Raw genomic sequence first — 26,017 nt, forward strand, 5'->3', positions numbered from 1 at the left:
GCTTAAAAGCAAATTAAATGTTTTAAAAAAGCTAAAAAAATGTTAATTTTTTAAATGCTTATGTAAAATGATGCTTCAAAAACATGGCCTACATCTACCCTTTGTATATTCTCTTTTGCAGTAATATCTTTTGGTTCGCCGTCACTGTCTGCGCAGCCCAGCCACGGCTCGATACATAAAAAATCGGCACCGGGTTTTGCCCAAATGCCCAGGTAATTAAAGTGTGGGAACTCTACCGATAGGCTCTGATCGTGCTTAGTGCTCCTGATATTTACCATGCGCGAGCTTAGGTTTTTAAATACCATCGCATCTGCAGCAAACAGGTCGCGGGTTAGAGCCAGCTGTTTATTAGGCGTTGGCACAGGGTGGGTTTCACCGGTAAAAAGTCCGTCTTTATTTAATTGGTGGCTTTGCAGATTTTCCTGTGTTTCAAACTCAACGTAATAGTCCTCATACTTTTCGCCTGCATTAAACGGCACATTAAACGCCGGGTGCCCGCCAACCGAAAAGTAAACAGGTTTTTTATCTCGGTTAATTAACTTGTAAGTTACCCGCAACGCGTTGTCGATCAGTGTGTACAACACCTGGAAGTCAAACTTATAGGGAAACACGGCCAATGTTTTTTCTGAATTTGGGAGCGAAAAGCCCGCGTGCAGGTCATCGCTTTCTAAAACAATAAACTCTGATGTTCGGGCGAAGCCATGGCGGTTCATGGGGTAGGTTTGGCCGTCTACATGCAGTTCATTGTTCAATAAGCCACCGACTATAGGGAACAGGTTGGGCGCATGGTAAGCCCAAACATCGGGGTCGGCCTGCCACATTTGTTCAACACCTGTTTCTTTATTAATCAGTGAGCTTAATTGCGCGCCTTTGCTGTCAATAGCAACTTTCAGAAATTCATTCTCGAGAATAGTCATTCCTTATGGTTTTGGTTCAGGCTAACTTAACAAATTAATCATCGTCATGTTTCTTTTTCTCTAAAATAACAAAGGCGCTGCGCTTTGGAGCAGGCATTACGCTATCTTCTCCTTTTACAGATTTCCAAACCACTTCGTTCAGGTCGAGGTCGGGTGCGGCATCGGCTTCTTTTAAATTGAAAACTGCTGAGCGGGCGGCACTTTTATTAGCGGCCACATTTCGTTTTTCCAGATCTACCTCCGCTGGTTTTGCTACATATGGTTGCAGGTTTGGGGTATCTGTGAAGCAATCGTACAAGGGCACTGCGGCCGCGTCATACTGGCTCATAGGTGGCAGGCCTAATATAAGTTCAATGGTACGCAGCACACCCGATGTAGAATACATGTTATGATTAACCGCATTTCGTTTTACGTAAGGCCCGGCAACAAAAACGGGTGAGCGGTGAGCATCAATGTGGTCGGGGCCGTTTTGTGCGTCATCCTCTAAAATAAATACGACAGATTCTTTCCAGATGCTGCTTTTTGACAGGTGTTCTAAAAACTGACCGATGGCAAGGTCATTATCGGCAACACAGGCAACAGGGGTGTAGGCTCCCTTTTTTTGCCCGCTGGTATGATCGTTAGAGATACGGATACTATTAAACTGCGGCACAGCATTGATCGTCAAAAGCGAGTCGAAATCGTGCTTCCATATAGCTACACGTGTAACATCTTTAACCTCCATATCAAAACCCGGCGATTGCTTACAGTAGTGCCCTTCAAGCGATTTTAAATTTGCTTTTGATGTTTCGCCATCGCTAACAAATTCGCCATAAGTACGGTAGCTTACACCGGCACGTTTGCAGTAATCCCAAATATAACCATCGCGCGGGTAAGCAATTTTCCGGGTGCCTTCATAGTCATATGTGCCGCCGCGGCCGCCATAGCTGGTTGGCCAGGTTTTTTCGGTATAATCGGTAGCGTAGGCCGCCATGCTCCAGTTATGGCCGTCGGCGCTAACTTCTGCATCAACATAAAAGTTGTCCATCAGCACAAAGTCATTTGCAATAGCATGATGATTGGGCGTTACCTTTTTACCAAAAATACACAACGACTTATCGCCGTTCCCTGCCGCAACATCGCCCATTACCTGGTCATAGGTCCTGTTCTCTTTTATGATGTAAAATACATGCTTTATTGGCGATTTCTCCCCCTTGCGTCGCGGGATGGGGTTGCCCTTTTCGCCGCTGGCAGTGGCTGCAATCTTGTTATTAAACGGGGTGTTGGCGTAAACCTGTTTGGTGTAAGTCTTAAGCAGGGCCTCGTTAGGCGCATCAATAAATGATAGTGTTCCTTTAAACAGCCCTCCTATATATTGGTCGCGGCTGTTGATAGCCCCGGTTTGATAGCCGCTGTTATCAACCTTTTTAGCAGGCTGTGGCCCCTGCGGGTTGGGCAAAGAGGTAAAACCCTTACCGTTAGATACCAGTATTTTTTTGTTTAACACCTTAACATTGGTAGGGTACCAGCCAACAGGTATAAAACCAAGGCTTTTGCTGCTGCCGGGGGTAGATACATTAAAAACAGCCAGGCAGTTATTATCGGCATTGGCAATGTAAATTGTTTTCTCGTTGGCAGATAATGCAAAGCCATTGGTGGTTGAGCCTGTTAAATTTGTTGGATATAATGATGTGGCTACGGTTTCTAAAACCTTGTGGGTAGCGGTGTTGATAATTGATACCGAATTGTCGTTAGCGTTAGCCACGAATAGCAGAGAACCTTTTTTATTCAATAACAGTTCGTTTGGATGGCTGCCGGTTTTAATAAAGCTTAATTGCTGATCGGTGGTGTTATAAAAGGCTACCTTATTGCCACCCCATAAAGATATGTAAAGCGTTTGTCCGTTGGGGGATAGTATGCAACTATATGCCTCTGCGGGGAGCTTGACCCTGTTGATGATAGCTTTGCTTGCCGGGTCAATCACATAAAGCATACTATCTTCTTTAGTGACCGTATAGAGACGGGTGTTTGTTTTATTTACCGCTATACCGGTTGGGCATATTTTATTTTCTGGCCAGGCGGCGCCCAGTTTAATGGTATCCGGTACGCCCAGTTTATTATTGGTGATATTAAAAGTTAAGATGCAGTTATCGTTACCGCCGGATGCATACAGCTTTTTTTCGTCGTTACTGAACGCGATGCCATACCACGATTTTTTTAGTTCCTGCTGATCCAGCAATTTTTCGCCCCTTGGGTCTATCAATTGCAGGGATTGCGTGCTTTGTCCGTTATTGGTAACGGCAAGTAACTTGCCCGATGCGGATAACTGGATATTAAGCGGCAGGTCGCCTAAAGGCAGGGAGCGGCCGGCAGGGCTAAGTCTCCATCCGTTTGGCAATAGCAGTTGTCCGTTTGGTTGTTTGCCGGGTTTGTTTTGCGCAAATGTGGTAGTTGTTAGTGCAAAAGTTAGGATGCTAAGGATAATTTTATACTTCATACAAAGGCTTTGTGCCCAAAAGTACACAACGCCTTGCCAAACAAACAGGACTTAACAAAAACTTAATACTGCTTATCTGCCTTAACCTTTGTCCTGATTATCGAATCCTTTTGCGCACCGCTTAACTTATAGTTGTAATTAAAAAGCGCGCCTTCAAAGTCGCCGTAAGATGGGTTGGGTATTACTATATACTTATTTCCATACTCCCTTTTTAATTTTTCGGTTGCGGCCTGGCGGTTAGGTTCGTTGGGTTTGTTATCGTAAGAAGCATCAAAATCGGGCAGGTTATCGCCGCAAAGTAGTACAATATTATAATTTTTTAATACCTGCTGGCGGCGGCTTTCTTTACTTGATGTGTTTTGCCTTAAAAGAACATGCTCGTTATCGGTATTGGGCATGTTGTAACGTTGCAGATTTTTAATAGTGCCCCCGCGTTCATCCTCATCGCGGTTGGTAATATAAAATACTGCCACCCCCTTAGATGCCGCGTATTTAAAAAAAGCCGGCGCGCCGGGCACGGTATCAGCCGCGGCTTTGGCAGTCCACGTTTTCCAGGTGGCAAGGCTGTATTCCTGGTTGTTTGCGGCACGCATAGCATCGTAAGGGCTGTTGTCTAAAACAGTTTCATCAATATCGGTAACAACAGCAAGGGGTTTAACGCCGGGGTTTTTTAGCGCTTCATCTAAACGGAGCTTAGCCATATTATATGCCTGGAAACACAGAGCTTTATATTCGGCCGCGCGCTGCTGCCAAATAGATGCCCATACTTTGCCATTGTTGGCTATAGAAGCGGTGCTTTCTGCTTTTTTGGGAGACGAGCATGCAGCAAACAGTATTGTGACTGCAAGCAGCGCATTTATTGATCTTTTCATTTAAATAAGTTAAACCGATAAGGTACAGCCGCGCTGTACCTTATCGGTTGTTTTTTGCAAACTTATTTATTTTGTGGCGTATCGCAAAAGCCGATCAAGATGGACGGTTATACCTTAGTGTATTATAAGTATGCGTAATTGTGGCATAATTTGTGTATAGCGTTCAGGAATATATAACAGATACCATAAATTTTAAATTACACACTATGAAATTAATCAAGACTCTAATTCTTTCAACTTTGGCATTGGCAACTGTAGCTATTAGCTCTTGTACCAAAGATAATAACGACAACACAACTAAAGGCACTATTACCGCGACTATTGATGGTAAGGTAACTACATTTGATAAAAATGTATTAGGTGCAACAAGCGTTGTTAATGGCAACACCTTTACCAGTATACAAGGTGATGACGAGGCAGGCAACAACATCTCAATTACAGTAGTTGGAGTGCTTACCCCCGGTAAAATATTTAAATCGGATGCTGCGAATGAGCAGGAGAGGCCTATTGTTATTTATACTGCAATTAATAACGATAGTTACGTAAACGACAATAACGCTGTTTCTAACATCGTAACGGTGGCAGTATCTGCGGCTGCATCAAATAGTATACAGGGTACTTTTAGTGGGGGCCTTACTACGCTTGTTGCAGGTAACGGGACCGCTAAAACTAAAACTGTTACCGATGGTAAGTTTAACGTAGCGCTTGCTAACTAACAACTTATTTACATAAAACCTTACATTCAAGAGCCCTGCGGATATCCTCAGGGCTCTTTGATTAAATAAATATCGTTGATGTTAAGTACATGAGTTTTAATAGTTACCTTTGTAGGAAACAAGTAATTATATCTAAACCTCCATTCTTAAGTATGAAAATCATCAAATTGTCAGCCATTTCTTTCCTGGCTTTAACAACAATCATAGCTACATCTTGCTCAAAAAAAGATAGCGAAGATCTGTCTTCAACAACTACAATTTCGGCTAAAATAGACGGGAAAGCCACCCAGTTCACCAAAAATGTAATTGCATTCACCGGCGATGCCAATGGTATAGAATTTACGAACGTAGAAGGTAAGGATGCAAATGGTAATACGCTTTCCGTTACCATAAGCGGGGCTTTAGTTGCGGGTAAAACATATAGCCCTGCAACTTCACAAAGCGGCGAATCGCCAATTATATTATATTCAACTGTAGATGATGTTAACTTTAGCAACAGTTATCAGGACAAATCTGACGTAGTTAGCATAACCTTAACCGCTGTTTCGGGTAACCGCATACAGGGCACTTTCCGAGGCGAACTTTCAAGTTTGTTAAATGCTAATGACCCGACATTTAAAAGCAAATCTGTTACTGAGGGCACATTTACAGCCACGCTTCCCAAATAATTTCAACGCGGTTAAGCATAAAAAAAATGCCTCCCGGAATTCGGGAGGCATTTTTTATGGAGTAGTTTTTCTTGATTCCTGCATAGGGTTGGCACCGCTTGTGGCTCCCCTTGGCAAGGTTTGTTGTTTAAACAACTCAAACCGGGTTGGGGCAAATTCCCTTGGCCAGCTATTATTTCCTTCGTCAATATCGGCGGTTTCGCGTTCAGGGTCAAGTTTAATGGAGCGTACCTCCTTGGTCTTAGCAAACACCTTAGTTATCTTTTGCTCGTTATGGCGCCAAATGTAGGCTGAGATCTTTTCGGTCTCCTTGCTGCCATCGGCAAAGGTCCATTCTAAAATTAATGGTGATACACAACCGCCGCGGTTAGTAAAGCTAAGCTCGTAGAAAAAGTTCTTACTATCATACAGCTTTTTTTCTTCGGGGCTTAATGCGTTGTACATAGACTGGTAGCTTTGGGTTGTCATCGGCGTAGCGGCAAAGCGGTCCCACTTGCTGTAAAAATCCTGCAAGGCCGTATCGGCCTCTACGGTAAATTTATCACCTGCGGCTTTATTGCGTTTGGTACTGATGTTTTCCAAATTACGGTCGAACTGCGCGCGGTCAAAAGTGGCCTCGGTAGCCGGGTTTTTGGTATTTAAGCGATAGTATTTCACGCTATCTAATGAGATATCGACAGGATCGGTTCCGTAGAACCAGCCGCGCCAAAACCAGTCTAAATCTACTGCTGATGCATCTTCCATAGTACGGAACAAGTCGGCAGGGGTAGGGTGTTTGAACGCCCAGCGTTGCGCGTAGGTTTTAAAAGCGTAATCGAACAGCTCGCGACCCATTACCGTTTCGCGCAGGATGTTTAACGCAGTGGCAGGTTTGGCATAAGCGTTAGGGCCAAAGCGGGTAATGTTTTCAGAGTTGGTCATGATAGGTTCCAACTCGTTCTTAGGCAGCTTCATGTAATCAACAATTTTATAGGCCGGGCCGCGCTGCGATGGGTAATTGGGGTCCCATGCCTGCTCGGTAAGGTACTGGCAAAAGGTGTTCAAGCCTTCGTCCATCCAGGTCCACTGGCGTTCGTCGGAGTTTACGATCATAGGGAAAAAGTTGTGTCCAACCTCGTGTATGATCACGCCTATCATTCCATTCTTGGTAGCCTCGCTGTAAGTGCCGTCCTTTTCGGTACGGCCATAGTTAAAGCATATCATTGGGTACTCCATCCCGTTTGATGCCTCAACAGAAATAGCTACGGGGTATGGATAAGGTATAGTGTGTTTAGAATAAGTGCGTACAGTATGCGCCACAACTTTTGTAGAATAACGGCGATATAATGCGTAGGCTTCGGGGCCGTAGTATGACATAGCCATCACTTTGCGGCCGCCATCAATTTTGGTGCTCATGGCATCCCAAACTATTCTGCGCGAGCTTACCCAGGCAAAATCCCTTACATTCTCTGCATGGAATGTCCATGTTTTGCGGGCGGTAGCATGGTTTTTCATCATTTGCTTAACCTCATTGAGGTTTACCACCTCAATAGGCTGGGTTGAGTTTTGCGCGTCGTTCCAGCGTTTTAACTGTGCCGCGGTTAGCGTTTGCGCATAGTTGCTGCACTGGCCGGTACCACCAACCACATGGTCGGCAGGTACGTTGATGTTCACTTTAAAATCGCCAAAGGTTAGGGCAAACTCTCCGCGACCGGTGAATTGCTTGTTTTGCCACCCCTGGAAATCGCTGTAAACAGCCATCCTTGGGTACCACTGTGCCATGGTATACAGGTAGTTGCCATCCTCGGCAAAATACTCGTAACCGCCACGGCCGCCTATGGTTGTGCGGTCGCTGATGTTATACCACCAGGCCACTGTAAACTTGAATTTTTGGCCCGGCTGTAAGGTAGCTGGCAGCTCTACCCGCATCATGGTTTGATTAATGGTATAGGTAAGCGGCTTGCCGGCAGCATCTTTTATACTTACTATGTGGTTGCCCAGATCGAGGTTATGGCCCATAATGCCCTGCAATTGGCGCAGGCTCATTTTGCTTTGCATTTTGCTCTCGTCAAACTTCAGGTTCTCGGCGTCTTTTTTATGCTCGTTCTCATCCAGTTGTAACCAAAGGTAGGTTAGCGGGTCGGGCGAGTTATTGGTATAGGTTATGGTTTCTACACCGTCTAGGCGTTGTTTGTCGTCATCAAGCTTTGCTGTAATCTCATAATCAGCTTTTTGCTGCCAGTATTTTGGCCCCGGCGCACCCGATGCCGACCGGTACATATTAGGGTCGGTTATCATGGTGCCCAACTGCTCAAACTTATTACCGTGGTTTGAGCCGGGGTTGTTTTCGTTTTGCGCTACCGCGGATGCAGAGGCGAACAGGCAAAGTGAAAGGACGTAGTAAATTTTCTTCATGTGAATTTTATTAATACAAAGCGCTCTATGCACATTATGAAAGCTATACCAAATATAGCGGATGAAAGGAACAACACCCAATCCCGGCGGGGCGTTTTTAGTAATTTTATGATTACATGGGCCAAAATAAGAACCGTAAGTACAATTAACACCTGCCCAAATTCTAAACCAACGTTAAACGCGAATAATTGCGCGGTGATATTGGTGCTGCTGCCCAGTAAGCTTTTTAAATAGTTGGAGAACCCCAAGCCATGGATAAGACCGAATATCAATGCTAAAAAATAACTGAAACGCACTGTATTGGCCGAGCGTTGCTTATTAAGGATGTTTACCAAACTGGTGAGCACAATGGTAACCGGAATAAGAAATTCGATAAGCGAGGTGTTTACTTTAACCACATTTAAAACACTTAGCGCAAGGGTAATTGAGTGGCCAATAGTGAACGCGGTAACCAGTATCAATACCTTGCGCCAGTCGGCAAGGAGGTAGGTGCCGCAAAGTACGGTAACAAATAAAATATGGTCGTAGCCCTGCCAGTCGCAGATGTGTTGCCAGCCAAGCTGAAAGTATAGGCCAAAATCCTGCATGGATATTAATTAGCGATTAACAATAAAAATAGCGTTTTTTGCGTAAAGATATATTTTACAGGCAATATGCAGGCTTTATTCATTCTTTGGTTTGGGTTGATGCACCCTTTTTATGTGAGCGTTACCGAAATAAAACACAACCCTAAAACACAAGCCGTAGAGGTAAGCTGCCGCATGTTTTATGATGATCTGGAGCACGCCCTCGAAAAGGATAATAAAATCCCTCTCGACATAGTAAAACCCAAAGACAAAGCCCAACTAAACCGCTTTATAAACGAGTATATTAAGAAACACCTTAGCATCCGTGCCGATGGCAAGCCTTTAAACCTCGGCTACATAGGTTACGAAATACAGGAGGATGGAGCCTGGGCCTATTTTGAGGTTAAAGGCATTACATCCATTAAAAAGATAGACATCCACGATGATCTGCTAAACGCCCTGCACCCCGAGCAGATAAATATGCTGCACGTAACGGTTGACGGTAACCGCAAAAGCACCAAGCTGGATGCGCCCGATGCGAATACAAGTTTTAGTTTTTAAAGGAGGTCAATCGAATTCCTGATGTGGTAAGCCATTTAATTCTTCGATTTTGACAGAAGGCTTTTTAAAGCTTTCCGGCGGGAGGGTTAATATTTTAGGCTTTAAATTAGTAAACGGTATTTTATAACCTATGCCGTTTGATGTGGTGAGGAAAACGTTATCATATTCTTTATCATCCTTTTCAAGATAAAACATCGATAGTTTATTATCGACGTTATCAATAGTAAAGCCGTCCGTTTCTTTAATGGTTGCCCATCCATATACTTCGGCATCCCATTTTACTTCAATTGGATATTTAAGATAATTTATTGCGAAGCAAAAAATTGTGAAACTTACATCAAAAGGAAAAGTAATTGAAAATTTCTTATCCGATATCTGATACAGCCGTAATTGTACCGCATAATCATTTTCGTTATAGGCTTTACAAAAACCTGATAACACGGATATGATCTCACTATGCTTTACATTGTCTACAACAATCATCTTATCGTTGCTTTGCTCAACAGTAAGCTTATTGACGTTTAATGGTCTATCGATACTATTAGGCCCGCTACCTTTAAATTTTAATACGAGCGCTATTATAAAAAACAACGCTAAACCAGCTATATAAAACATAATTTCCTGATATAATTATTTAATTAGATGCTTTCTTAGCGGGATCTTTGTACTCAATATTATAAACATGGTCGTTTACTGCAAAGGCTTCGGCGCGGCGTTTTTCGGGATAAGTGAAAACAAGGCGGCGCCTTTTGGTATCGTTCGCACCTATATCCGAGTCGCGGTTGGCCCACATACTTACCTTGGTAGGCAGCATGGCAAACTCAACTTTATGTTTGGTATGAGTAAGGGTATCTAATAAATAAAAATTCTTAAAATCGAGCGGTAGCTTTTGAGCGGAACTGTTTTTAACTGTAACGTACATTGCCACGAATACATTGCCCTTGGTAGGAACGTAGCTGCCGCCCATCCATGAGCCTATCTGGCTTGTTTCTTCAATTTTTTCAATTGTAAAGCTTATGTCTTTATCGTAATCGTAATTGCGTACCACAACCTGGCGGGTAGTAACACATGATGTGAACAGGCAAGCCGCAGCAAGCAGAATAATTAATTTCTGGAAATGTAAACGTGTGATCATATTTAAGTTTAGATAAGTAAATATAATCAACCGAAGGGAGATTGAAAACTTAATTCAAGATAATTAGCGCGATAATCGCAACAACCGACGCTCCCATAAATACATTATTAAACACTCCAAGGCCCCGTTTTATCTTAGTATTTAAAATGGAATTTTCAATAATATTTAAGATGAGCGCGATAAATACACAAACCAAAATTGCCGCACTTGGCCCTGCAGTACGAAATTTGTCCGGTGATTTACCCGTGCTTAAATAGTTTACAACATAAAGTACGAGGCAAACTATCCAGTAAACCCAAAACGCGGGCTTGCTTATGCTCACCAACCTGGCCGATGGGTGAGATTCGGTATTTTTATCCATAAGGCTGATTTAATGATTTATAACTTCAAAAATGTCAGTCGAGCTTGTTGAAGACCTGGCAAAGTGGTTAATGGTTTAACAGACTGACGCATTACAAATTAAGTTATCATTATTCCGTCAGCACGGTAAACTTAAAGTCCAGTGGCTCGAAGTTGCGGATTAGTTCGTCTATAAAGAGCTGTCCCCACTTAACGTAGCTCAAGCCAAAATTTTCTGAACGTTCCTGCAGGCTGTTGTTGGGGAATATGTCGGCCTTGATGTGTTCTATCTGCTCGAGGCGGGTGTTGTAGTTGCGCTTTTCGGCTTTTACCAATTTTTTTTCGAGGTTGTCGATGGCATGTTTTAAACGCGCCTGCACCGCCCCTGCAGATGGCTCCAGTGTGGGGTCGATCTTATGGGCGCGCAGTTTTATTTTCTCGAAGGTGCGTTCAAACTCGCGCCATTCGTCGGTAAGGGCAAGGTCATGATTGCTGTGTTTTTTAATCCAGTTGTTTTTGATCTCATCGGCGCTTTTAAACATCTCTGCAGGGGTAAGCTCCATGCTTTTGATTTTGGCCGCCGTTTCCTTGCGGATCACCAGGCCGGAATTGCGTAAGATCAGTATAGGGAAATCGACTTTATAAAAATCAAAATTTGATTTTAGCTCGAGCCAGTAAACTACCTCGGCACCACCGCCTACATATGCAATGTTAGGCAAGATGCATTCCTGGTAAAGCGGGCGCATCACCACGTTGGGGCTAAACCTTTCGGGCGCGGTTTTAATTTCCTGTTTCAGCTCTGCTTCGCTAAAGCTAATATCGGTATTCACTACGCTATAGCGGTCATTTTCAAAAACAATGCGTTCGCGCAGGTTATCTTTAAGGTAAAAGAAGTTGATCTCGCGCGGGTTCACCTGGATGTGTACCCCAAGCTTTTGTAATTGGCCGTTAACGGCAGTTATATTTTTAAAACTGTTTTGTTCAATAATGTCCTGCTCGATAATGGGTGCGAAAGACTCCTTCAGGCGATGGTCGTCGGCATCAATAATTACCAGACCGTAACGGCCAAAAAGGGCATTGACCAGGTAACGGGTGGCATCGGCAAGCTTATCAAATTTGGTGTAAGCGGTTTCAACCATCTCACCCAGTTCTGACGAGTGGCCATCTATCCCAAGCACGCCTTTATATTGGTTAAGTGCCTGGCGCATGGTATCAGGGTTTATACGCCCGGTAGCGCCCGAGGCCTCGTACCACCAGTGTACCTTTTTACCGCCAATGTTGGTGTAGTTTATCTCGGCAAAATCGTGGTCCTCAGATGCCATCCAATAAACGGGTACGAAGGTTTTATCGGGATGCGCTTCTTTGAGTTGTCTGCACAATTTTATGGCAGTAACTATTTTGTATATAAAATATAGCGGGCCGGTAAATATATTGAGCTGGTGGCCTGTAGTAACCGTGTAAGTATCTTTGTCTTTTAACAGTTCGATACGTTTGCGAATGGTATCGGCAGCTTCCAATTGTGGCTCACCATTTTCAGCTTTTCCGAAATACTGCTCCAATAAAACTTCTGCTAACAGATCGCGGTTGGCTATAACTTTCTTGTGTTCGAAAAGTTTTGCAAAGCCCTCAAGGGTGGGGCGCTCACCGTAAAATGACCTTAACTCCGGAACGTTCTCCAGGTAATCGATAACCGTTTGGGAAAAATACCCCGTGTCTTTATAGTCAATACAGGCTGCGTCCATATGTCTTTGAATTTCGGATATTGATGCTTGGCGCATAGTTTACTCACCCGGTCATTGCTTCGCTCGACCACCCTCTCTTCGCTGTGCGGAAAGAGGGACTTTGCTTTTCTTCTCACCTTCTTTGCGAAGCAGAGAGGGTCGACCAGCGTAGCGTAGTTGTGGTGAGTTAATAACTCGGTATGCTTTAAAGCCGCATCTAATAACTGAATGTCGAAATTAGATTTTAATATCTTAATAGCAACACGCTGCCTGTTTATTTTACAATTTGTCCATAAAGGTCAAAATCCTCAGCGTTGTCGATCTTGACGTTAACAAATGTACCAATTGCAGCATAATCGATTGATGCGTCTATCAAAACCTCGTTATCAACCTCGGGCGAATCAAATTCAGTACGGCCAACAAAGTAACCGCCATCTTTTTTGTCGATAAGCACTTTGTAGGTGCTGCCAATTTTCTCCTGGTTTTTATCGAATGAGATGCCCTGCTGAATTTCCATAATGGCATCGGCGCGCTCCTGTTTTACTTCTTCCGGAACGTCGTCAACCAGAGTATGGGCATGTGTTTTTTCCTCATGCGAGTACGTGAAACAACCCAGGCGGTCAAACTTAGTATCTTCAACCCATTGCGCCATTTCTTCGAAATCTTGTTGAGTTTCGCCGGGGTAACCGGTTATTAAAGTGGTGCGCATAGCGATGTTTGGCACCCTGTCGCGAATTTCGTTCACCACATCAATAGTTTTTTGCTTGGTCAAACCACGGCGCATGGATTTTAGCATGTTATCTGTAATATGCTGTAATGGCATATCCAGGTACTTGCAAATGTTATCGCGTTCGTTCATCACGTCCAGTACCTCCATCGGGAATCCCGAAGGGTAGGCGTATTGCATCCTGATCCATTCCACACCATTAACGTCGCTCAGGCGGCGTAGTAGTTCATCAAGATTGCGTTTGCCGTACAGGTCGAGGCCGTAATAGGTAAGGTCCTGAGCGATCAGGATCAATTCCTTAGTGCCATTTTTAACAAGGCTTTCAGCATTTTTCACCAATTGGTCTATCGGCGTGCTCACATGCTTGCCGCGCATCAACGGGATAGCGCAGAATGAACATGGGCGGTTACAACCCTCGGCAATTTTAAAGTAGGCAAAATGCGACGGGGTGGTTAATAAACGCTCGCCAATTAATTCGTGGCGGTAATCGGCACCTATATTTTGCAGGATGTTTTGCAGATCGTTAGTACCAAAGTAGGCATCAACATTTGTTATTTCTGATTCCAACTCGGGTTTGTAGCGTTCGCTCAAACAGCCGGTAACAATTACTTTGCCTACCTTGCCCTGTTCTTTAAGTTCGCTATATTGCAGGATGGTATCTATAGATTCCTGCTTGGCGTTATCAATAAAGCCGCAAGTGTTAATTACCACAATATCGTTCTTGCCTACCTTTTCGGATTCGTGAACTACATCATAGGCGCTGCCCTTAAGCTGGCCCATCAGTACCTCACTATCGTATATGTTTTTTGAACAGCCCAAAGTAACCACGTTTACACGAGGCTTTTTTGTTAGTATCGGCTTTGTAATTTCTTTTGTTCTCATTGTTTTTTCACCTGTCACTTTTCCACTATGTCATTGCGAGCCGCCTTTAGGCGGCGCGGCAATCTCGTAGCCATTGCATTAGCGCTAAGGATACGACGAGATTGCCACGTCGCTACGCTTCTCGCAATGACAATTTATTTAAATAAACTATCTACAAACGCTTGCCTGTCAAATAACTGCAGGTGGTCCATTCCTTCGCCAACACCGATGTATTTTACCGGGATCTTGAACTGGTCCGAAATGCCTATCACCACGCCACCTTTGGCGGTACCATCAAGCTTAGTTAAGGCGAGGGCATTTACAGCTGTAGCTTCGGTAAACTGTTTGCATTGTTCAATGGCGTTTTGCCCGGTTGATGCATCAAGCACCAGCAATATTTCGTGCGGTGCGCCCGGCACAACCTTTTGCATTACGTTTTTAATTTTGGTAAGCTCGTTCATCAAACCCACCTTATTATGTAAACGGCCGGCGGTATCAATAATTGCCACATCATCGCCATTGGCCACTGCCGAGCGGAGGGTATCGTAAGCTACAGATGCCGGGTCGCTGCCCATAGCCTGGGCGACAACTTTAACACCAACGCGTTCGCCCCAAAGCTTTATCTGGTCAACTGCCGCCGCGCGGAAGGTATCTGCCGCGCCTAAAACTACCTGGTTGCCCGCCTGCTTTAACTTGTGCGCCAGCTTGCCTATGGTGGTGGTTTTGCCCACGCCGTTAACGCCAACCACCATTATAACATAAGGCTTTTGCGAGCCGTACTCAAAGGTGTGGAAATCGTTACTATTATTTTCGGCAAGCAGTTGCTGGATCTCGCTTTTTAACAAGCTGTTAAGTTCGGAGGTATTAACGTATTTATCTTTAGCAACCCGCGCCTGTATCCGCTCTATGATTTTGAGAGTGGTTTTTACGCCGACGTCTGACGTTACCAGTACTTCTTCCAGGTCATCAAGTACGTCGTCATCAACGGTACTTTTACCTGCAATAACTTTAGTTATTTTAGAAAAGAAGTTGTCCTTGGTTTTTTCCAGGCCGGTGTCAAGTGCTTGCTGCTCTTGCTGCGTGGTTTCCTTCTTCTTGAAAAAATCGAATAATCCCATAAAGCCTCACCTAAGTCCTCTCCAAAGGAGAGGACTTTATTTTATAGAGTTTATAAATAACGCTTCATTAACCCCACTGTTGTTCCCTCTCCTTTGGAGAGGGTTAGGGTGAGGCCCTAACAAAAAAAGCCCTCTCGTTATAAACAAGACGGCTTTTATATTTCTACTAAAAGTGATTACAGTTTACCTGCAATAGCATCTTTGATGTTATCGTTTGGAACGATCTGCTCTTTGAATGAGTAAGCACCGGTACGTGCCGATTTATTCATCGTGATCACTTTTGAAAACTCTTTACCTTTACCCGCTACTTTCAGGGTTGCAACTACTTTCTTAGCCATGTTGTTTAATTATTGAATTAGTGAATTATTGAATTAGTGAGTTGCCTGTTTGTAGGAGAAACCTAATCAACCAATCAACTTAATCAACCAATTACTACTTAATCTCTTTGTGTACAGTTACTTTCCTTAAAACCGGGTTGAACTTTTTCATCTCCAGTCTTTCAGTTGTATTTTTTTTGTTTTTGGTGGTAATATAACGAGACATACCCGGCATGCCGCTGGTTTTATGCTCTGTGCATTCTAAAATTACCTGAACCCTGTTGCCTTTCTTAGCCATTTTCTTTTATGTTTTGAGTTGCCTGCCAATCGTTAAGATATCACATCTTTACCGTAGCCCCAACAATCTATTAATATTAAATAGAGCCTTTTTTAACAAACTTGTTAATACAAGCAGTTATACCGTTTTTGCTGATAGTTTTAAGAGCCGAAGTAGATACTTTTAAAGTGATCCATTTATCTTCTTCAGGGATGTAAAACCTTTTAAGCTTTAAGTTAGGATAAAACTTGCGCTTGGTTTTAACGTTTGAATTAGAAACGTTAAAACCATTCATGTAGCCTTTTCCTGTTAAATCACAAATTCTTGACATGACAAATATTTTTTAATTCTCGTTCTTTTCCTAAAAAGAGTTTGCAAATATCAGGTTTTTACCCGAAACATGCAACTGTGTTTTTAAAAATATTTTGAAAAAGATTTGGAGCTTATTGAACAGTCATATTTTGCAGTAAAATAGCGCAAACGTTTGCCTGAAACATCACGATTCCCTATTATAATAATTTTTACCATAAATAAATGAGGTAAATGTGCATATTAGCGTTAGTAAATCATTTTAGCAACGTTATAGAAGTTAGACTAATCTTTTTAAAATATTTTAAAAAGATTTTGGTGAAATGCAGCTATTTTGCTAAAAATAACTAATTTACGCCACCATTTATAAACTACCATGCAAGTTAAATCATTTGAAGAATACCAGCAGGTGTACCGCAAAAGCGTAGACCAGACCGAGCAGTTTTGGGAAGAAATAGCCAATAATTTTTTATGGAAAAAAAAGTGGGATAAGGTATTAGACTGGAACTTTAAAGAACCCAAGATAGAATGGTTTAAAGGCGCCAAACTAAATATTACCGAAAACTGCCTCGACCGCCACCTGGAAAAGAATGGCGATACCCCCGCAATTATATGGGAACCAAATGATCCGCATGAGGACCATCGTATTTTAACGTACCAGCAACTGCACGATAAGGTTTGTCAGTTTGCCAATGTGCTGAAAAACAACGGCGCCAAAAAAGGCGACCGCATTTGTATATATATGCCTATGGTGCCCGAACTGGCTATAGCCGTTTTGGCTTGTGCCCGTATCGGTGCCATACACTCGGTAGTGTTTGGTGGTTTTTCGGCACAATCAATTGCCGATAGGATAAAAGACGCGGAATGTAATATTGTAATAACTGCCGATGGTAGTTTCCGCGGTACCAAAGAAGTGCCGCTGAAATCTATCATTGATGATGCGCTGGTACAGTGCCCGTCAATAAAACGCGTAATAGTGTTAACCCGCAGCCACACGCCGGTATCAATGATAAAAGGCCGCGATGTATGGTGGGAAGACGAAGTTAAAAAAGTAGAAACGCAAGGCAACCCCCATTGCCCTGCCGAGGAAATGGATGCAGAAGATATGCTGTTCATTTTGTACACATCGGGCTCAACAGGTAAGCCTAAGGGCGTGGTGCACACTTGTGGTGGTTATATGGTTTATACCGGCTATACCTTTAGCAACGCGTTCCAGTACCAGCCGGGCGAGGTTTATTTTTGTACCGCCGATATTGGCTGGATAACCGGGCACTCATATATCGCGTATGGTCCGCTAACACAAGGCGCTACTTCGGTAATGTTTGAGGGCATCCCAACCTGGCCCGATGCAGGCCGCCTTTGGGATATTGTAGAAAAATATAAGGTTAACATTTTATATACAGCCCCAACCGCCATTCGCTCGTTAATGAGCTTTGGTGATGATGTGGTGAAGGGTAAAGATTTTAGCTCGCTTAAAAAGCTGGGCTCGGTAGGCGAGCCGCTTAACGAGGAAGCATGGCACTGGTTTGATGAAAGGATAGGTAAGGGTAACTGCCCAATTGTTGATACCTGGTGGCAAACGGAAACCGGCGGTTTTATGATATCGCCTATTGCCAATGTTACGCCGTTAAAACCAGGTTATGCTACCCTGCCATTGCCGGGTGTGCAACCTGTACTGGTTGACGAGAACGGTAAGGAGATTGAAGGCAACGGCGTAAGCGGTAATCTTTGTATCAAATTCCCGTGGCCGGGTATGCTGCGCACTACTTATGGCGACCATGAACGTGCCCGCACAACTTATTTTGCTACCTATCCCGATTTGTATTTCACAGGCGATGGTTGCCTGCGCGATGAGGATGGTTACTACCGAATTACCGGCCGTGTAGACGATGTGCTGAATGTGTCGGGACACCGCATTGGTACCGCTGAGGTGGAGAATGCCATTAACATGCACAGCAGCGTGGTAGAAAGCGCCGTTGTAGGTTATCCGCATGATATTAAGGGCCAGGGTGTTTATGCCTTTGTGGTGTGCCCCAACCTGCACGATGATCCCGAACTGACCAAAAAAGATATTATGATGACCGTGTCGCGCATTATTGGCGCTATTGCCAGGCCGGATAAGATCCAGTTTGTAAGTGGCCTGCCAAAAACACGTTCTGGCAAAATTATGCGTCGCATTTTAAGGAAGATTGCCGAAGGCGATACTTCTAACTTAGGAGATACCTCTACCTTGCTTGATCCTGCTGTGGTTGAGGAAATAAAGGCAGGTGCTTTGTAGATGTTAAATGATTATTGTTTTCTTGCCTCTTTTAAAACCAAACCAATTTCCGGATGTTCTTTTTGTACATCTAAATTAGGAGAACATACCATGGATAAGTTAGAATTGAAAGGCGGCTGGAACGAGCTGAAAGGAAAAATAAAACAAGCCTACGGCGATTTAACCGATGATGACCTGGCACACGAAGAAGGTAAGGATGATGAAACACTTGGCCGCCTTCAGCAGAAAACCGGTAAAACCCGCGAAGACCTGATAGACTGGTTAAAAAGTTTATAAAGACAAAGCCCCGAAAAATCGGGGCTTTTTTATTGCTTTAGGTTTGAAAAGTAAAACTGATTACTTTTATCAACCTTTACGCGCAACATAATGTCAATCGAAAACTCACCCGCCTTAATCCAACCCAAAGCAAAAATAAACTACATCGACCACCTAAAGGTAGTGCTTACCATGCTGGTGATACTGCACCATACATTTATTGCATACGGCGCGCCGGGGGGATGGTATTATTCACAAAAATCAACCTTGCCTGGCGCAATTATCCCTATGACGGTTTTTGTAGCAGTGAATCAGGCCTTCTTTATGGGTTTCTTCTTTTTCTTGTCGGCTTTATTTGTGCCATCATCTTACGACAAAAAAGGCCCTGTGAAATTTATTACAGACAGGCTGATCAGGCTGGGTGTGCCGCTTCTGTTCTATTCATTTGTGCTATCACCATTCCTTAGTTTTATCCCTTACAAATGGGCTGAGGGGCACGATATAACTTATACGCAGTATCTTAACGGGTTTGATGGATGGGTAAACTTTGGCGTGCTGTGGTTTGTGGCGGCATTGCTCTTATTTACATTATTATATGTGCTGTACAGGTTAGTTGCCGGTAAGATCGAAAAGACAGTTAAAAACCCAACCGTTAAAAACGTCATCATTTTTGCTGTATTTATTGGGATACTAAGTTTCGCAGTACGTACAGTGTTTCCTGTGGGATGGACGCTAAAGCCCTTGGGCTTTCAGTTAGGCCATTTCCCCCAATATATTGCCATGTTTATTTTAGGGCTGGTAGCTTCGCGCAGCAAATGGTTAACTCATGTGGAGCTGCGGCCGGGGAAGATTATGCGTAATATCTCAATTTGCATTGTAGTAATTGGGTTTGTACTGATGTTTTTGATGCGGAAAAAAATGGGTTTTCCCACAGATTGGTTCAGCGGCGGGGTGCATTGGCCGTCAGCGTTCTATGCGATTTGGGAGCAGTTGGTGGGCTTCGGCATTGTTGCCGCCCTTTTATGCATAGGTAAACATAAGTGGAATAATTCATCACCATTCCTGTCAAAACTATCGCGCGGCACATTTGCGGTTTATATTTTCCACCCGCTTATTGTAATTACACTAACCGTTGCGCTTAGTAATTGGGCCGTTGAGCCGGCCATTAAATTGTTAATTGTGGCGCCATTGGCTGTAACTTGTAGTTTTTTATTGGGATTGCTTTTGGTTAAAATCCCCGGTGTTAACCGAATAATTTAGCACGCATCTGCCAAAGCTTAATTCAATTATAGTTATTTTTGCCGCATGGCTAAATCTAAACAACCTACCATACTTGTTGTAAACGACGATGGTATAACCGCCCCGGGTATAAAGGCCCTGATGCATACTATGAAAGAATTAGGGAGGGTGGTTGTTGTAGCGCCGGACAGCCCTCAATCGGGTATGGGGCACGCCATTACCATTGGTAAGCCCTTGCGGTTAGATGAAGTTGATATATACGAAGGTATAGAAATGTACCGTTGCAGCGGCACCCCTGTAGATTGTGTTAAGCTTGCTGTAAATGTGGTGCTTAATGGAATAAAGCCAGATCTTTGTGTATCGGGTATCAATCATGGGTTAAACAATTCTATTAATGTATTGTACTCCGGTACCATGTCGGCGGCGGTTGAGGGCGCTATAGAAAGTATCCCGTCGATAGGGTTTTCTTTAGATGATTATGGCATGCATGCCGATTTTGAGCCCTGCCAAAAATATGTAAAAGAGATAGCGAAGCAGGTGCTGGCCAATGGTCTGCCTGTGGGTACTGTGCTAAATGTAAATTTCCCTAAAGGGCATGGTATTAAAGGTATTAAGATATGCCGCCAGGCCAACGCCAAATGGGCCGAGGAATTTGATAAGCGTTTTGACCCGTACAAACGCCCGTACTACTGGCTTACCGGCGTGTTCCAGAATAATGACCATGGAGAGGATACCGACGTTTGGGCGCTCGAGCATAATTACGTCTCTGTCGTTCCTGTACAGTTTGACATGACCGCGCATCACGCTATACCTGTTTTAAATACCTGGACGTTTGATGTTTAAAAAGAATAACCTTTTCCTGGGGGTACTTTACGGATTGATTGTACCTGTGCTTGCATGGCTGGTTTTTGCTATAATACTAAAGAATGAAACAGTTATCCTGGATAGGCCTGTAACCCCTTATCTTATCGCTATCGGTATAAATCTGGTAATGCTGCGTTTTTCGGCAAGGGCATACCTGGATAAAACATCAAACGGAATAATGATAGCTACCTTTGTGTGTACCTTACTGATATTTATATTTAAGATATATGCGAGGTAAGGCTAAAAAAATCACTAAATGAAATACTACCTGGTAGCCGGCGAAGCCTCGGGCGATCTGCACGGTGCAAACCTGATGAAAGCTTTAAAAGAGCTTGACGGAAAGGCCGATTTCCGCTTTTTCGGCGGCGACCTGATGCAGGCCGAAGGCGGCACGCTGGTAAAGCATTATGCCGATATGGCGTTTATGGGTTTTGTAGAAGTGGTGATGAATTTAAATACTATCCTTAAAAATCTAAAGAAATGTAAAGAGGATATTGTTACCTATCGGCCGGATGTTTTGGTACTGATAGATTTCCCGGGGTTTAATTTAAAGATAGCGGACTTTGCCAAAACGCAGGGCATAGAAGTGTATTATTACATTTCACCCAAAGTATGGGCCTGGAACCAAAAGCGCGTTTTAAAGATAAAACGGGTTGTAGACCATATGTTCTGCATCCTGCCCTTTGAGGTAGATTTTTACAAAAGCTGGGGCATGGACATAGATTATGTAGGCAACCCCCTGCTTGATGCTGTAGACGCGTTTAAACCCAACCCCAATTTTGTTGCAGATAACAGCCTTGCCGGCAAAAAAACAGTTGCCCTGTTACCCGGCAGCCGTAAACAAGAGATAAGCCGTTTACTGCCCGAAATGCTTGCCGCGGTAGATAAATTTCCGCATCATCAATTTGTGATAGCAGGGGCACCTTCGTTTAACATCGATTACTATACACAATACCTTGGTGGTAAAAGTATCCCTGTGATATTTAATGCTACTTACGATATATTGGCTAATGCCGAGGCTGCTGTTGTAGCATCGGGCACGGCCACTTTAGAAACAGCTTTGTTTAATGTGCCGCAAGTGGTGGTTTATAAAGGCAATGCCTTAACCATTGGCATAGCCCGTATACTGGTGAAAATAAAATTTATATCGCTGGTTAATCTTATTATGGATAGGCTCGTGGTTACCGAACTGATACAGGAAGAATGTACTGCGGTAAAGATTACCGAAGAGTTAAATAACCTGCTGCACAATGCTCACCATCGTGATACCATGCTTGCGGACTACAATGTCCTTGATGAAAAGATGGGCCAACCGGGTGCATCGGTCAAAACGGCCAAGCTGATCTTAAAATATGCCTTAAAACAATAAGGCCCTGCTTAAAAAGCCGGGCCTTACTTGTCTCAAAGGGATGTTTTAAATAGATGTTGTAGATTATATGATTGATCAGGCGGCTACCAACTGTTGTTGGGCAGCTTTCTGTTTGTTGCTTGATGTAAACTGGTTTCTCTCTCTGAAAGCCTTAAGGTCTTCCATTAATAAGTTTTTTAATTCGTTATCAAAACGGGTAACTAATTTACTTGTTGCAGGTTTGTATTCAGCTTTCATAGGTTAATGTTTAAAGTTGTGAGTATGCAGTTGTTAATTATGCAGCGTTGCGGGTTGCGGTTTTTGATTTAAGCGCTTTTAGGTCGCTCATCAAAATGTTCATTAACTCTCTGTCGAAACGGTTAACTAATTTGCTGGTTGCTGGTTTTTGGTAAGTTTTCATAGTCCAATATTTAAAATTTTCAGTTTTTAGTTTGCTCTTTGTCTTCGTTGTTTTGGTTTTCGCTAAGGTTATCATGTCGGCGTTTCGCTTCTTTGTATTGCCTTGCTATTTGCTCTTCATCTCTCGCGTCGGATGTTTTCTCGGGAGCTTGAGGGTTTTCCCACTCTTTCTCCCCATCCTTGGTTTCAGTTATTTCGTCGATCATAATATCTCCGTTTGATAAGTACTATTCCAAACTAATGCCAAACTTTTCATTCCGACCAGAAAAAATGACACGCAACCATATTTATTTTTACATTAAAACTTAAAAGGTTTAAAAACAGCCGTTTTGAACCAAAAAATAAAATAGTATAAAGCAAAGGGTGTATGCAAAATGAGTACATGTTGTTGTAAAGAATAGTCAACAGAAAGGTTATCGGTTGTATAAAGTGTTCGTTTTTGAACAATAGGCCGTTCGGTTGGAGGGCGACTGATGAAAGAAAATAGTAACTTTCAAATTATTTTTAAATAAATTCTATTAAAGCTATAGACATTATAGGATATTATATATATTTGCATCATTAAATAGTTCTTTTAATAACTTATCCAGAAAGACAGAGGGAAAGGCCCTATGACGTCTTAGCAACCTGTACCGCTTCAAAGCGCGTAAAAGGTGCTAACTCCTGCTCCACTTATTGGGGAGAAAGATAAGATGACCACACATTAAAGTTAAATAGCTTTATCCTTTGTGTCCTCTTTTTTTGAGATAAGTTACTAAAGAAACATTGGTAACATTTAAAAACAGACACATAATGAGAATTTATTTAGATAACGCAGCCACCACCCAACTGGATAACGAGGTATTTAAAGCCATCACCCCTTATTTATTAGAATACTATGGCAACCCGTCATCGCATCATGAGCACGGCCGCGAGGTAAAAAAGGCCATTGAAGGGGCGCGCTCCACTATTGCCGGCCTGCTTAATGCTACGCCGGGCGAGATCATATTTACCAGTGGCGGCACCGAGGCAGATAATACCGCTATCTTGTCAAGCGTTCGCTCGCATCAAATAAAACACGTTATCACAACCCCTTTCGAGCATCATGCGGTGCTGCATACCTTAGAAGCGCTCAAAACTAAGGGCGAAATACAACTAAGTTTTATAAACACCGATAGCCACGGCAACCTGGATATTAACCACCTGGATGCTTTGCTTAAAACCAACGGCCGTTCGCTGGTATCTGTAATGCATGCCAATAACGAAATAGGTAATTTAAACGATATTGAATTGATAGGTGAGGTCTGTAAAAGCAGGGGCGCTCTTTTCCACTCAGATACGGTACAAACCATGGGGCATTACAGGCACGACCTGTCTAAACTAAACACGGATTTTATAGCAGCATCGGCACATAAATTTCACGGGCCAAAAGGCGTGGGCTTTATATATTGCCGCAATGGTGTACAGTTATCCCAACTATTGCACGGCGGCTCGCAGGAGCGTAAGCTACGCGCCGGTACCGAGAATATCCACGGAATAATAGGCCTGGCTAAAGCTTTAGAGATTGCCTACCGCAATATTGATGAACACCGGGTTTATATTCAAAATTTAAAAAACAGGATGATCGCTAAACTGCGGGAGCAGATAGGGGATGTTTATTTTAATGGTAATTCGGCCATTGCAGATAAAAGCTTATATACCGTATTAAGCGCAAGCCTGCCCGTTAACCATGCAACCGGCGATCTGCTGGCGTATCTGGATCAGAATAATATCTCCGTATCGGGCGGCAGCGCATGTTCAACCGGTTCGGCATCGCACGTGCTGAAGGCAATTGGCGCAGATGGGTCAAGAAACACGATCAGGTTCTCGTTCAGTAAATTTAACACCGCCCAGGAAATAGATCATACTGTAGAGAAGTTATCGGCTTTATATAAAGCCATAGCAGCGTAATATATAAGTGTATTTAAATGGTAATTACAGCGGCGGCGAGGTTAGTTAAAAGATCTTCTGAATTGGTTGGGCGATAAATTGGTATAACGCTTAAACAGTTTATTAAAAGACTGAGGATGCTCGAACCCCAGTTGATAGGCAATTTGGCCTGTGGTAAGTTGCGTGGTACTTAAAGCTTCCTTGGCCTTTTCAATTAAAAAATCATGAATATGCTGTTGCGTGCTTTGGCCGGTAAGCGACTTTAACATATCTGTAAGATACCTTGGTGAAACACGAAGGTGGTCCGCCACTTCAACAACAGTTGGTATGCCGGCTGCCATACTTTTAAAACGTTCTGCAAGATAATTATCCATTTTACTGATAATGTCATGATGCGCGGTTTTGCGTGTAAGGAACTGGCGGTTATAAAAACGGTTGCTATAATTCAGCAGCAATTCTATTTGTGAAACTAGCACATCCTGGCTAAAGGCATCAATGGCGTTGTCTAATTCGGTGCTGATGTTTTTAAAAAGCCCGGCTATTACATCTTTTTCTTTTTCTGAAAGGAATAATGCCTCGTTTACAGCGTAAGAGAAAAACCCGTATTGGTTTATTATTTTTCCCCAATTGATAGTTCCTGATCAGGTCTGTATGAAAATACAGGGTATAGCCTTCATAGCTGCTTTCATCACCTCTCATGGTAGCCAGCTGATTAGGGGCTAAGAATGCCAGGCCGCCTTCCTCAAAATCATAATAACCCTGCCCATATTTTACCTGCCCCCTAAAATTCATCTTAAACGAGATCTTGTAAAAGTCTATCAGGAAACTTCGCCCGGCGTTTTCACGGACGATCTTGGTAACATCGTAATTAACTAAAGCCACTAAAGGGTGCAGGGGCTTTGGCAAACCCATTCCCCTCATCAGTTCGGAGATACTTTTAATAACAATAGGTGGCTGTGTTACTTTCACGGGGCTAAACTATGTTAAACTAATCCTGTGCACATGGCCTTATTACTATATCGCCAACATCTACATTATCTGGCTGGCTTATCGCGTAAACTACCGCGGCGGCTATTGAATTGGGGCTAATGGCAATTTGTGAAGCTTTTTCCTTAATGGCGGTCCGTGTAGCTTCATCCTCAATATAATCTGTAAGTTCGGTATTGACAAACCCTGGTGATATCCCGGTTACGCGATATAATCCGCCCGATTCCTGCCGCAAAGCCTCAGCTATAGTGCGTATCGCGTTTTTAGTGCCCGCATAAACACCCTGCAGGGGCACTATCTTGATCCCTGAAGTAGAGATTATATTAATGATGTGCCCCGATCCCTGCTGTTTAAAAACGGGTAATGCCGCCGCTATACCATACAAGGTGCCTTTAATGTTTACATCTATCATTTCTTCCCAATCAGTAACCTCTACTTCATCCATCCGCGATAAACGGGCTATACCGGCATTGTTTATCATCACATCCAAACGGCCGTGCATATTACAAGCCATATCAACTAATTTTAGCAGATTGCCTCTTTCTTTAATGTCGGTAACCAAATAAGTTGCGTCGCCACCGGTAGCTTTTATGTGGTTTACCAGTTTATCCAAACGATCCTGACGGCGTGCCGCCAAAACCACTTTAGCCCCATGTGCAGCCAGCATAACTGCTGTTGCTTCGCCAATACCGCTGCTGGCACCTGTAATTGCCACCACTTTCCCTTTGATGTTGTTTTCCATAC

General features: G+C 43.3%; 30 protein-coding genes and 1 riboswitch. Of the genes, 10 read left to right on the forward strand and 20 right to left on the reverse strand.

Annotated elements, in window-relative coordinates; genetic code table 11:
- Positions 1-50: 50 nt before the first annotated feature.
- The 3 genes from ACFQZI_RS11770 to ACFQZI_RS11780 all read right to left on the reverse strand — a co-directional run bounded on the left by ACFQZI_RS11770 (position 51) and on the right by ACFQZI_RS11780 (position 4,265).
- Positions 51-917, reverse strand: coding sequence for an aldose 1-epimerase family protein (locus tag ACFQZI_RS11770; protein ID WP_377142753.1), 867 nt, complete (start codon positions 915-917; stop codon positions 51-53).
- 34 nt (positions 918-951) lie between these two features.
- The gene (locus tag ACFQZI_RS11775) at positions 952-3,393 is read right to left on the reverse strand and encodes a bifunctional YncE family protein/alkaline phosphatase family protein (protein ID WP_377142754.1); all 2,442 of its coding nucleotides are present in this window, start codon (positions 3,391-3,393) and stop codon (positions 952-954) included.
- Positions 3,394-3,455: 62 nt separating this feature from the next.
- Positions 3,456-4,265 (reverse strand): 5'-nucleotidase, lipoprotein e(P4) family, encoded by an 810-nt coding sequence (locus ACFQZI_RS11780; protein WP_377142755.1) that lies wholly within the window; start codon positions 4,263-4,265, stop codon positions 3,456-3,458.
- 206 nt (positions 4,266-4,471) lie between these two features.
- On the opposite strand from ACFQZI_RS11780, the gene ACFQZI_RS11785 reads away from it, so the two are divergent.
- Both ACFQZI_RS11785 and ACFQZI_RS11790 read left to right on the forward strand, forming a co-directional pair.
- Positions 4,472-4,981 (forward strand): hypothetical protein, encoded by a 510-nt coding sequence (locus ACFQZI_RS11785; RefSeq protein ID WP_377142756.1) that lies wholly within the window; start codon positions 4,472-4,474, stop codon positions 4,979-4,981.
- Positions 4,982-5,133: 152 nt separating this feature from the next.
- Positions 5,134-5,649, forward strand: coding sequence for a hypothetical protein (locus ACFQZI_RS11790; RefSeq protein WP_377142757.1), 516 nt, complete (start codon positions 5,134-5,136; stop codon positions 5,647-5,649).
- Positions 5,650-5,703: 54 nt separating this feature from the next.
- Here ACFQZI_RS11790 and ACFQZI_RS11795 read toward each other — a convergent pair whose 3' ends face one another.
- Together ACFQZI_RS11795 and ACFQZI_RS11800 are read right to left on the reverse strand one after the other, a co-directional pair.
- Complete coding sequence (locus ACFQZI_RS11795; RefSeq protein ID WP_377142758.1) at positions 5,704-8,043, reverse strand: M1 family metallopeptidase; 2,340 nt, start codon at positions 8,041-8,043, stop codon at positions 5,704-5,706.
- Positions 8,040-8,630: a HupE/UreJ family protein gene (locus tag ACFQZI_RS11800; RefSeq protein ID WP_377142759.1), complete on the reverse strand. Its 591-nt coding sequence runs from the start codon at positions 8,628-8,630 to the stop codon at positions 8,040-8,042. Before ACFQZI_RS11800 ends, ACFQZI_RS11795 begins: the two co-directional genes overlap by 4 nt.
- A 66-nt stretch (positions 8,631-8,696) precedes the next feature.
- Between ACFQZI_RS11800 and ACFQZI_RS11805 the strand changes: the two genes are divergently transcribed.
- Positions 8,697-9,170, forward strand: a complete 474-nt coding sequence (locus ACFQZI_RS11805; protein ID WP_377142760.1) for a DUF6702 family protein — start codon at positions 8,697-8,699, stop codon at positions 9,168-9,170.
- Positions 9,171-9,176: 6 nt separating this feature from the next.
- Here ACFQZI_RS11805 and ACFQZI_RS11810 read toward each other — a convergent pair whose 3' ends face one another.
- From ACFQZI_RS11810 to rpmB, 9 genes are all read right to left on the reverse strand, one after another.
- Positions 9,177-9,785: a hypothetical protein gene (locus ACFQZI_RS11810; RefSeq protein WP_377142761.1), complete on the reverse strand. Its 609-nt coding sequence runs from the start codon at positions 9,783-9,785 to the stop codon at positions 9,177-9,179.
- Between the two features lie 19 nt (positions 9,786-9,804).
- Positions 9,805-10,305, reverse strand: coding sequence for a DUF4352 domain-containing protein (locus tag ACFQZI_RS11815; protein WP_377142762.1), 501 nt, complete (start codon positions 10,303-10,305; stop codon positions 9,805-9,807).
- Between the two features lie 49 nt (positions 10,306-10,354).
- Positions 10,355-10,666, reverse strand: a complete 312-nt coding sequence (locus ACFQZI_RS11820) for a hypothetical protein (protein WP_377142763.1) — start codon at positions 10,664-10,666, stop codon at positions 10,355-10,357.
- Positions 10,667-10,775: 109 nt separating this feature from the next.
- The gene (bshC, locus tag ACFQZI_RS11825) at positions 10,776-12,422 is read right to left on the reverse strand and encodes a bacillithiol biosynthesis cysteine-adding enzyme BshC (protein ID WP_377142764.1); all 1,647 of its coding nucleotides are present in this window, start codon (positions 12,420-12,422) and stop codon (positions 10,776-10,778) included.
- A gap of 217 nt (positions 12,423-12,639) precedes the next feature.
- Positions 12,640-13,974, reverse strand: a complete 1,335-nt coding sequence (gene rimO, locus ACFQZI_RS11830) for a 30S ribosomal protein S12 methylthiotransferase RimO (protein ID WP_377142765.1) — start codon at positions 13,972-13,974, stop codon at positions 12,640-12,642.
- 134 nt (positions 13,975-14,108) lie between these two features.
- The gene (ftsY, locus tag ACFQZI_RS11835; protein ID WP_377142766.1) at positions 14,109-15,071 is read right to left on the reverse strand and encodes a signal recognition particle-docking protein FtsY; all 963 of its coding nucleotides are present in this window, start codon (positions 15,069-15,071) and stop codon (positions 14,109-14,111) included.
- A gap of 176 nt (positions 15,072-15,247) precedes the next feature.
- Positions 15,248-15,409 (reverse strand): DUF4295 domain-containing protein, encoded by a 162-nt coding sequence (locus ACFQZI_RS11840; protein WP_377142767.1) that lies wholly within the window; start codon positions 15,407-15,409, stop codon positions 15,248-15,250.
- Positions 15,410-15,503: 94 nt separating this feature from the next.
- A complete protein-coding gene (rpmG, locus tag ACFQZI_RS11845) occupies positions 15,504-15,686 on the reverse strand; it encodes a 50S ribosomal protein L33 (RefSeq protein ID WP_067063463.1) in 183 nt (60 codons plus the stop codon).
- Between the two features lie 76 nt (positions 15,687-15,762).
- On the reverse strand, positions 15,763-15,996 hold the full coding sequence (rpmB, locus tag ACFQZI_RS11850) for a 50S ribosomal protein L28 (RefSeq protein WP_121246453.1): 234 nt from the start codon (positions 15,994-15,996) through the stop codon (positions 15,763-15,765).
- A 354-nt stretch (positions 15,997-16,350) separates the two neighbouring features.
- On the opposite strand from rpmB, the gene acs reads away from it, so the two are divergent.
- The 6 genes from acs to lpxB all read left to right on the forward strand — a co-directional run bounded on the left by acs (position 16,351) and on the right by lpxB (position 21,979).
- Positions 16,351-18,252: an acetate--CoA ligase gene (gene acs, locus ACFQZI_RS11855; protein ID WP_377142768.1), complete on the forward strand. Its 1,902-nt coding sequence runs from the start codon at positions 16,351-16,353 to the stop codon at positions 18,250-18,252.
- A 90-nt stretch (positions 18,253-18,342) separates the two neighbouring features.
- A complete protein-coding gene (locus ACFQZI_RS11860) occupies positions 18,343-18,528 on the forward strand; it encodes a CsbD family protein (RefSeq protein ID WP_377142769.1) in 186 nt (61 codons plus the stop codon).
- A 90-nt stretch (positions 18,529-18,618) separates the two neighbouring features.
- Positions 18,619-19,767, forward strand: coding sequence for an acyltransferase family protein (locus tag ACFQZI_RS11865; RefSeq protein ID WP_377142770.1), 1,149 nt, complete (start codon positions 18,619-18,621; stop codon positions 19,765-19,767).
- 45 nt (positions 19,768-19,812) lie between these two features.
- Complete coding sequence (gene surE, locus ACFQZI_RS11870; RefSeq protein ID WP_377142771.1) at positions 19,813-20,589, forward strand: 5'/3'-nucleotidase SurE; 777 nt, start codon at positions 19,813-19,815, stop codon at positions 20,587-20,589.
- A complete protein-coding gene (locus tag ACFQZI_RS11875) occupies positions 20,582-20,848 on the forward strand; it encodes a hypothetical protein (protein ID WP_377142772.1) in 267 nt (88 codons plus the stop codon). The genes surE and ACFQZI_RS11875 overlap by 8 nt, the downstream gene beginning before the upstream one ends.
- Positions 20,849-20,866: 18 nt before the next feature.
- Entirely contained in the window at positions 20,867-21,979 is a 1,113-nt protein-coding gene (lpxB, locus tag ACFQZI_RS11880; protein ID WP_377142773.1) for a lipid-A-disaccharide synthase, read from the forward strand.
- A 75-nt stretch (positions 21,980-22,054) separates the two neighbouring features.
- Here lpxB and ACFQZI_RS11885 read toward each other — a convergent pair whose 3' ends face one another.
- The 3 genes from ACFQZI_RS11885 to ACFQZI_RS11895 are packed head-to-tail and all read right to left on the reverse strand — an operon-like array spanning position 22,055 to position 22,584.
- A complete protein-coding gene (locus tag ACFQZI_RS11885) occupies positions 22,055-22,216 on the reverse strand; it encodes a hypothetical protein (RefSeq protein ID WP_377142774.1) in 162 nt (53 codons plus the stop codon).
- Between the two features lie 37 nt (positions 22,217-22,253).
- Positions 22,254-22,379, reverse strand: coding sequence for a hypothetical protein (locus ACFQZI_RS11890; RefSeq protein WP_377142775.1), 126 nt, complete (start codon positions 22,377-22,379; stop codon positions 22,254-22,256).
- Between the two features lie 19 nt (positions 22,380-22,398).
- Positions 22,399-22,584: a hypothetical protein gene (locus ACFQZI_RS11895; protein WP_377142776.1), complete on the reverse strand. Its 186-nt coding sequence runs from the start codon at positions 22,582-22,584 to the stop codon at positions 22,399-22,401.
- A 373-nt stretch (positions 22,585-22,957) separates the two neighbouring features.
- A riboswitch (SAM riboswitch) is annotated at positions 22,958-23,072 on the forward strand.
- Between the two features lie 98 nt (positions 23,073-23,170).
- Here ACFQZI_RS11895 and ACFQZI_RS11900 point away from each other — a divergent pair.
- Positions 23,171-24,307, forward strand: a complete 1,137-nt coding sequence (locus tag ACFQZI_RS11900) for a cysteine desulfurase family protein (RefSeq protein WP_377142777.1) — start codon at positions 23,171-23,173, stop codon at positions 24,305-24,307.
- 41 nt (positions 24,308-24,348) lie between these two features.
- Here the strand turns inward: ACFQZI_RS11900 and ACFQZI_RS11905 are convergent, their stop codons facing one another.
- Genes ACFQZI_RS11905 through ACFQZI_RS11915 form a run of 3 tightly spaced genes read right to left on the reverse strand, consistent with a single transcriptional unit; the run spans position 24,349 to position 26,015 of the window.
- Positions 24,349-24,762 (reverse strand): helix-turn-helix transcriptional regulator, encoded by a 414-nt coding sequence (locus ACFQZI_RS11905; RefSeq protein ID WP_377142778.1) that lies wholly within the window; start codon positions 24,760-24,762, stop codon positions 24,349-24,351.
- Between the two features lie 49 nt (positions 24,763-24,811).
- Positions 24,812-25,255: a hypothetical protein gene (locus ACFQZI_RS11910; protein WP_377142779.1), complete on the reverse strand. Its 444-nt coding sequence runs from the start codon at positions 25,253-25,255 to the stop codon at positions 24,812-24,814.
- 19 nt (positions 25,256-25,274) lie between these two features.
- A complete protein-coding gene (locus ACFQZI_RS11915) occupies positions 25,275-26,015 on the reverse strand; it encodes an SDR family oxidoreductase (protein WP_377142780.1) in 741 nt (246 codons plus the stop codon).
- Positions 26,016-26,017 lie beyond the last annotated feature (2 nt).

The organism is Mucilaginibacter lutimaris (assembly GCF_042676625.1).
Lineage (GTDB): Bacteria > Bacteroidota > Bacteroidia > Sphingobacteriales > Sphingobacteriaceae > Mucilaginibacter > Mucilaginibacter lutimaris.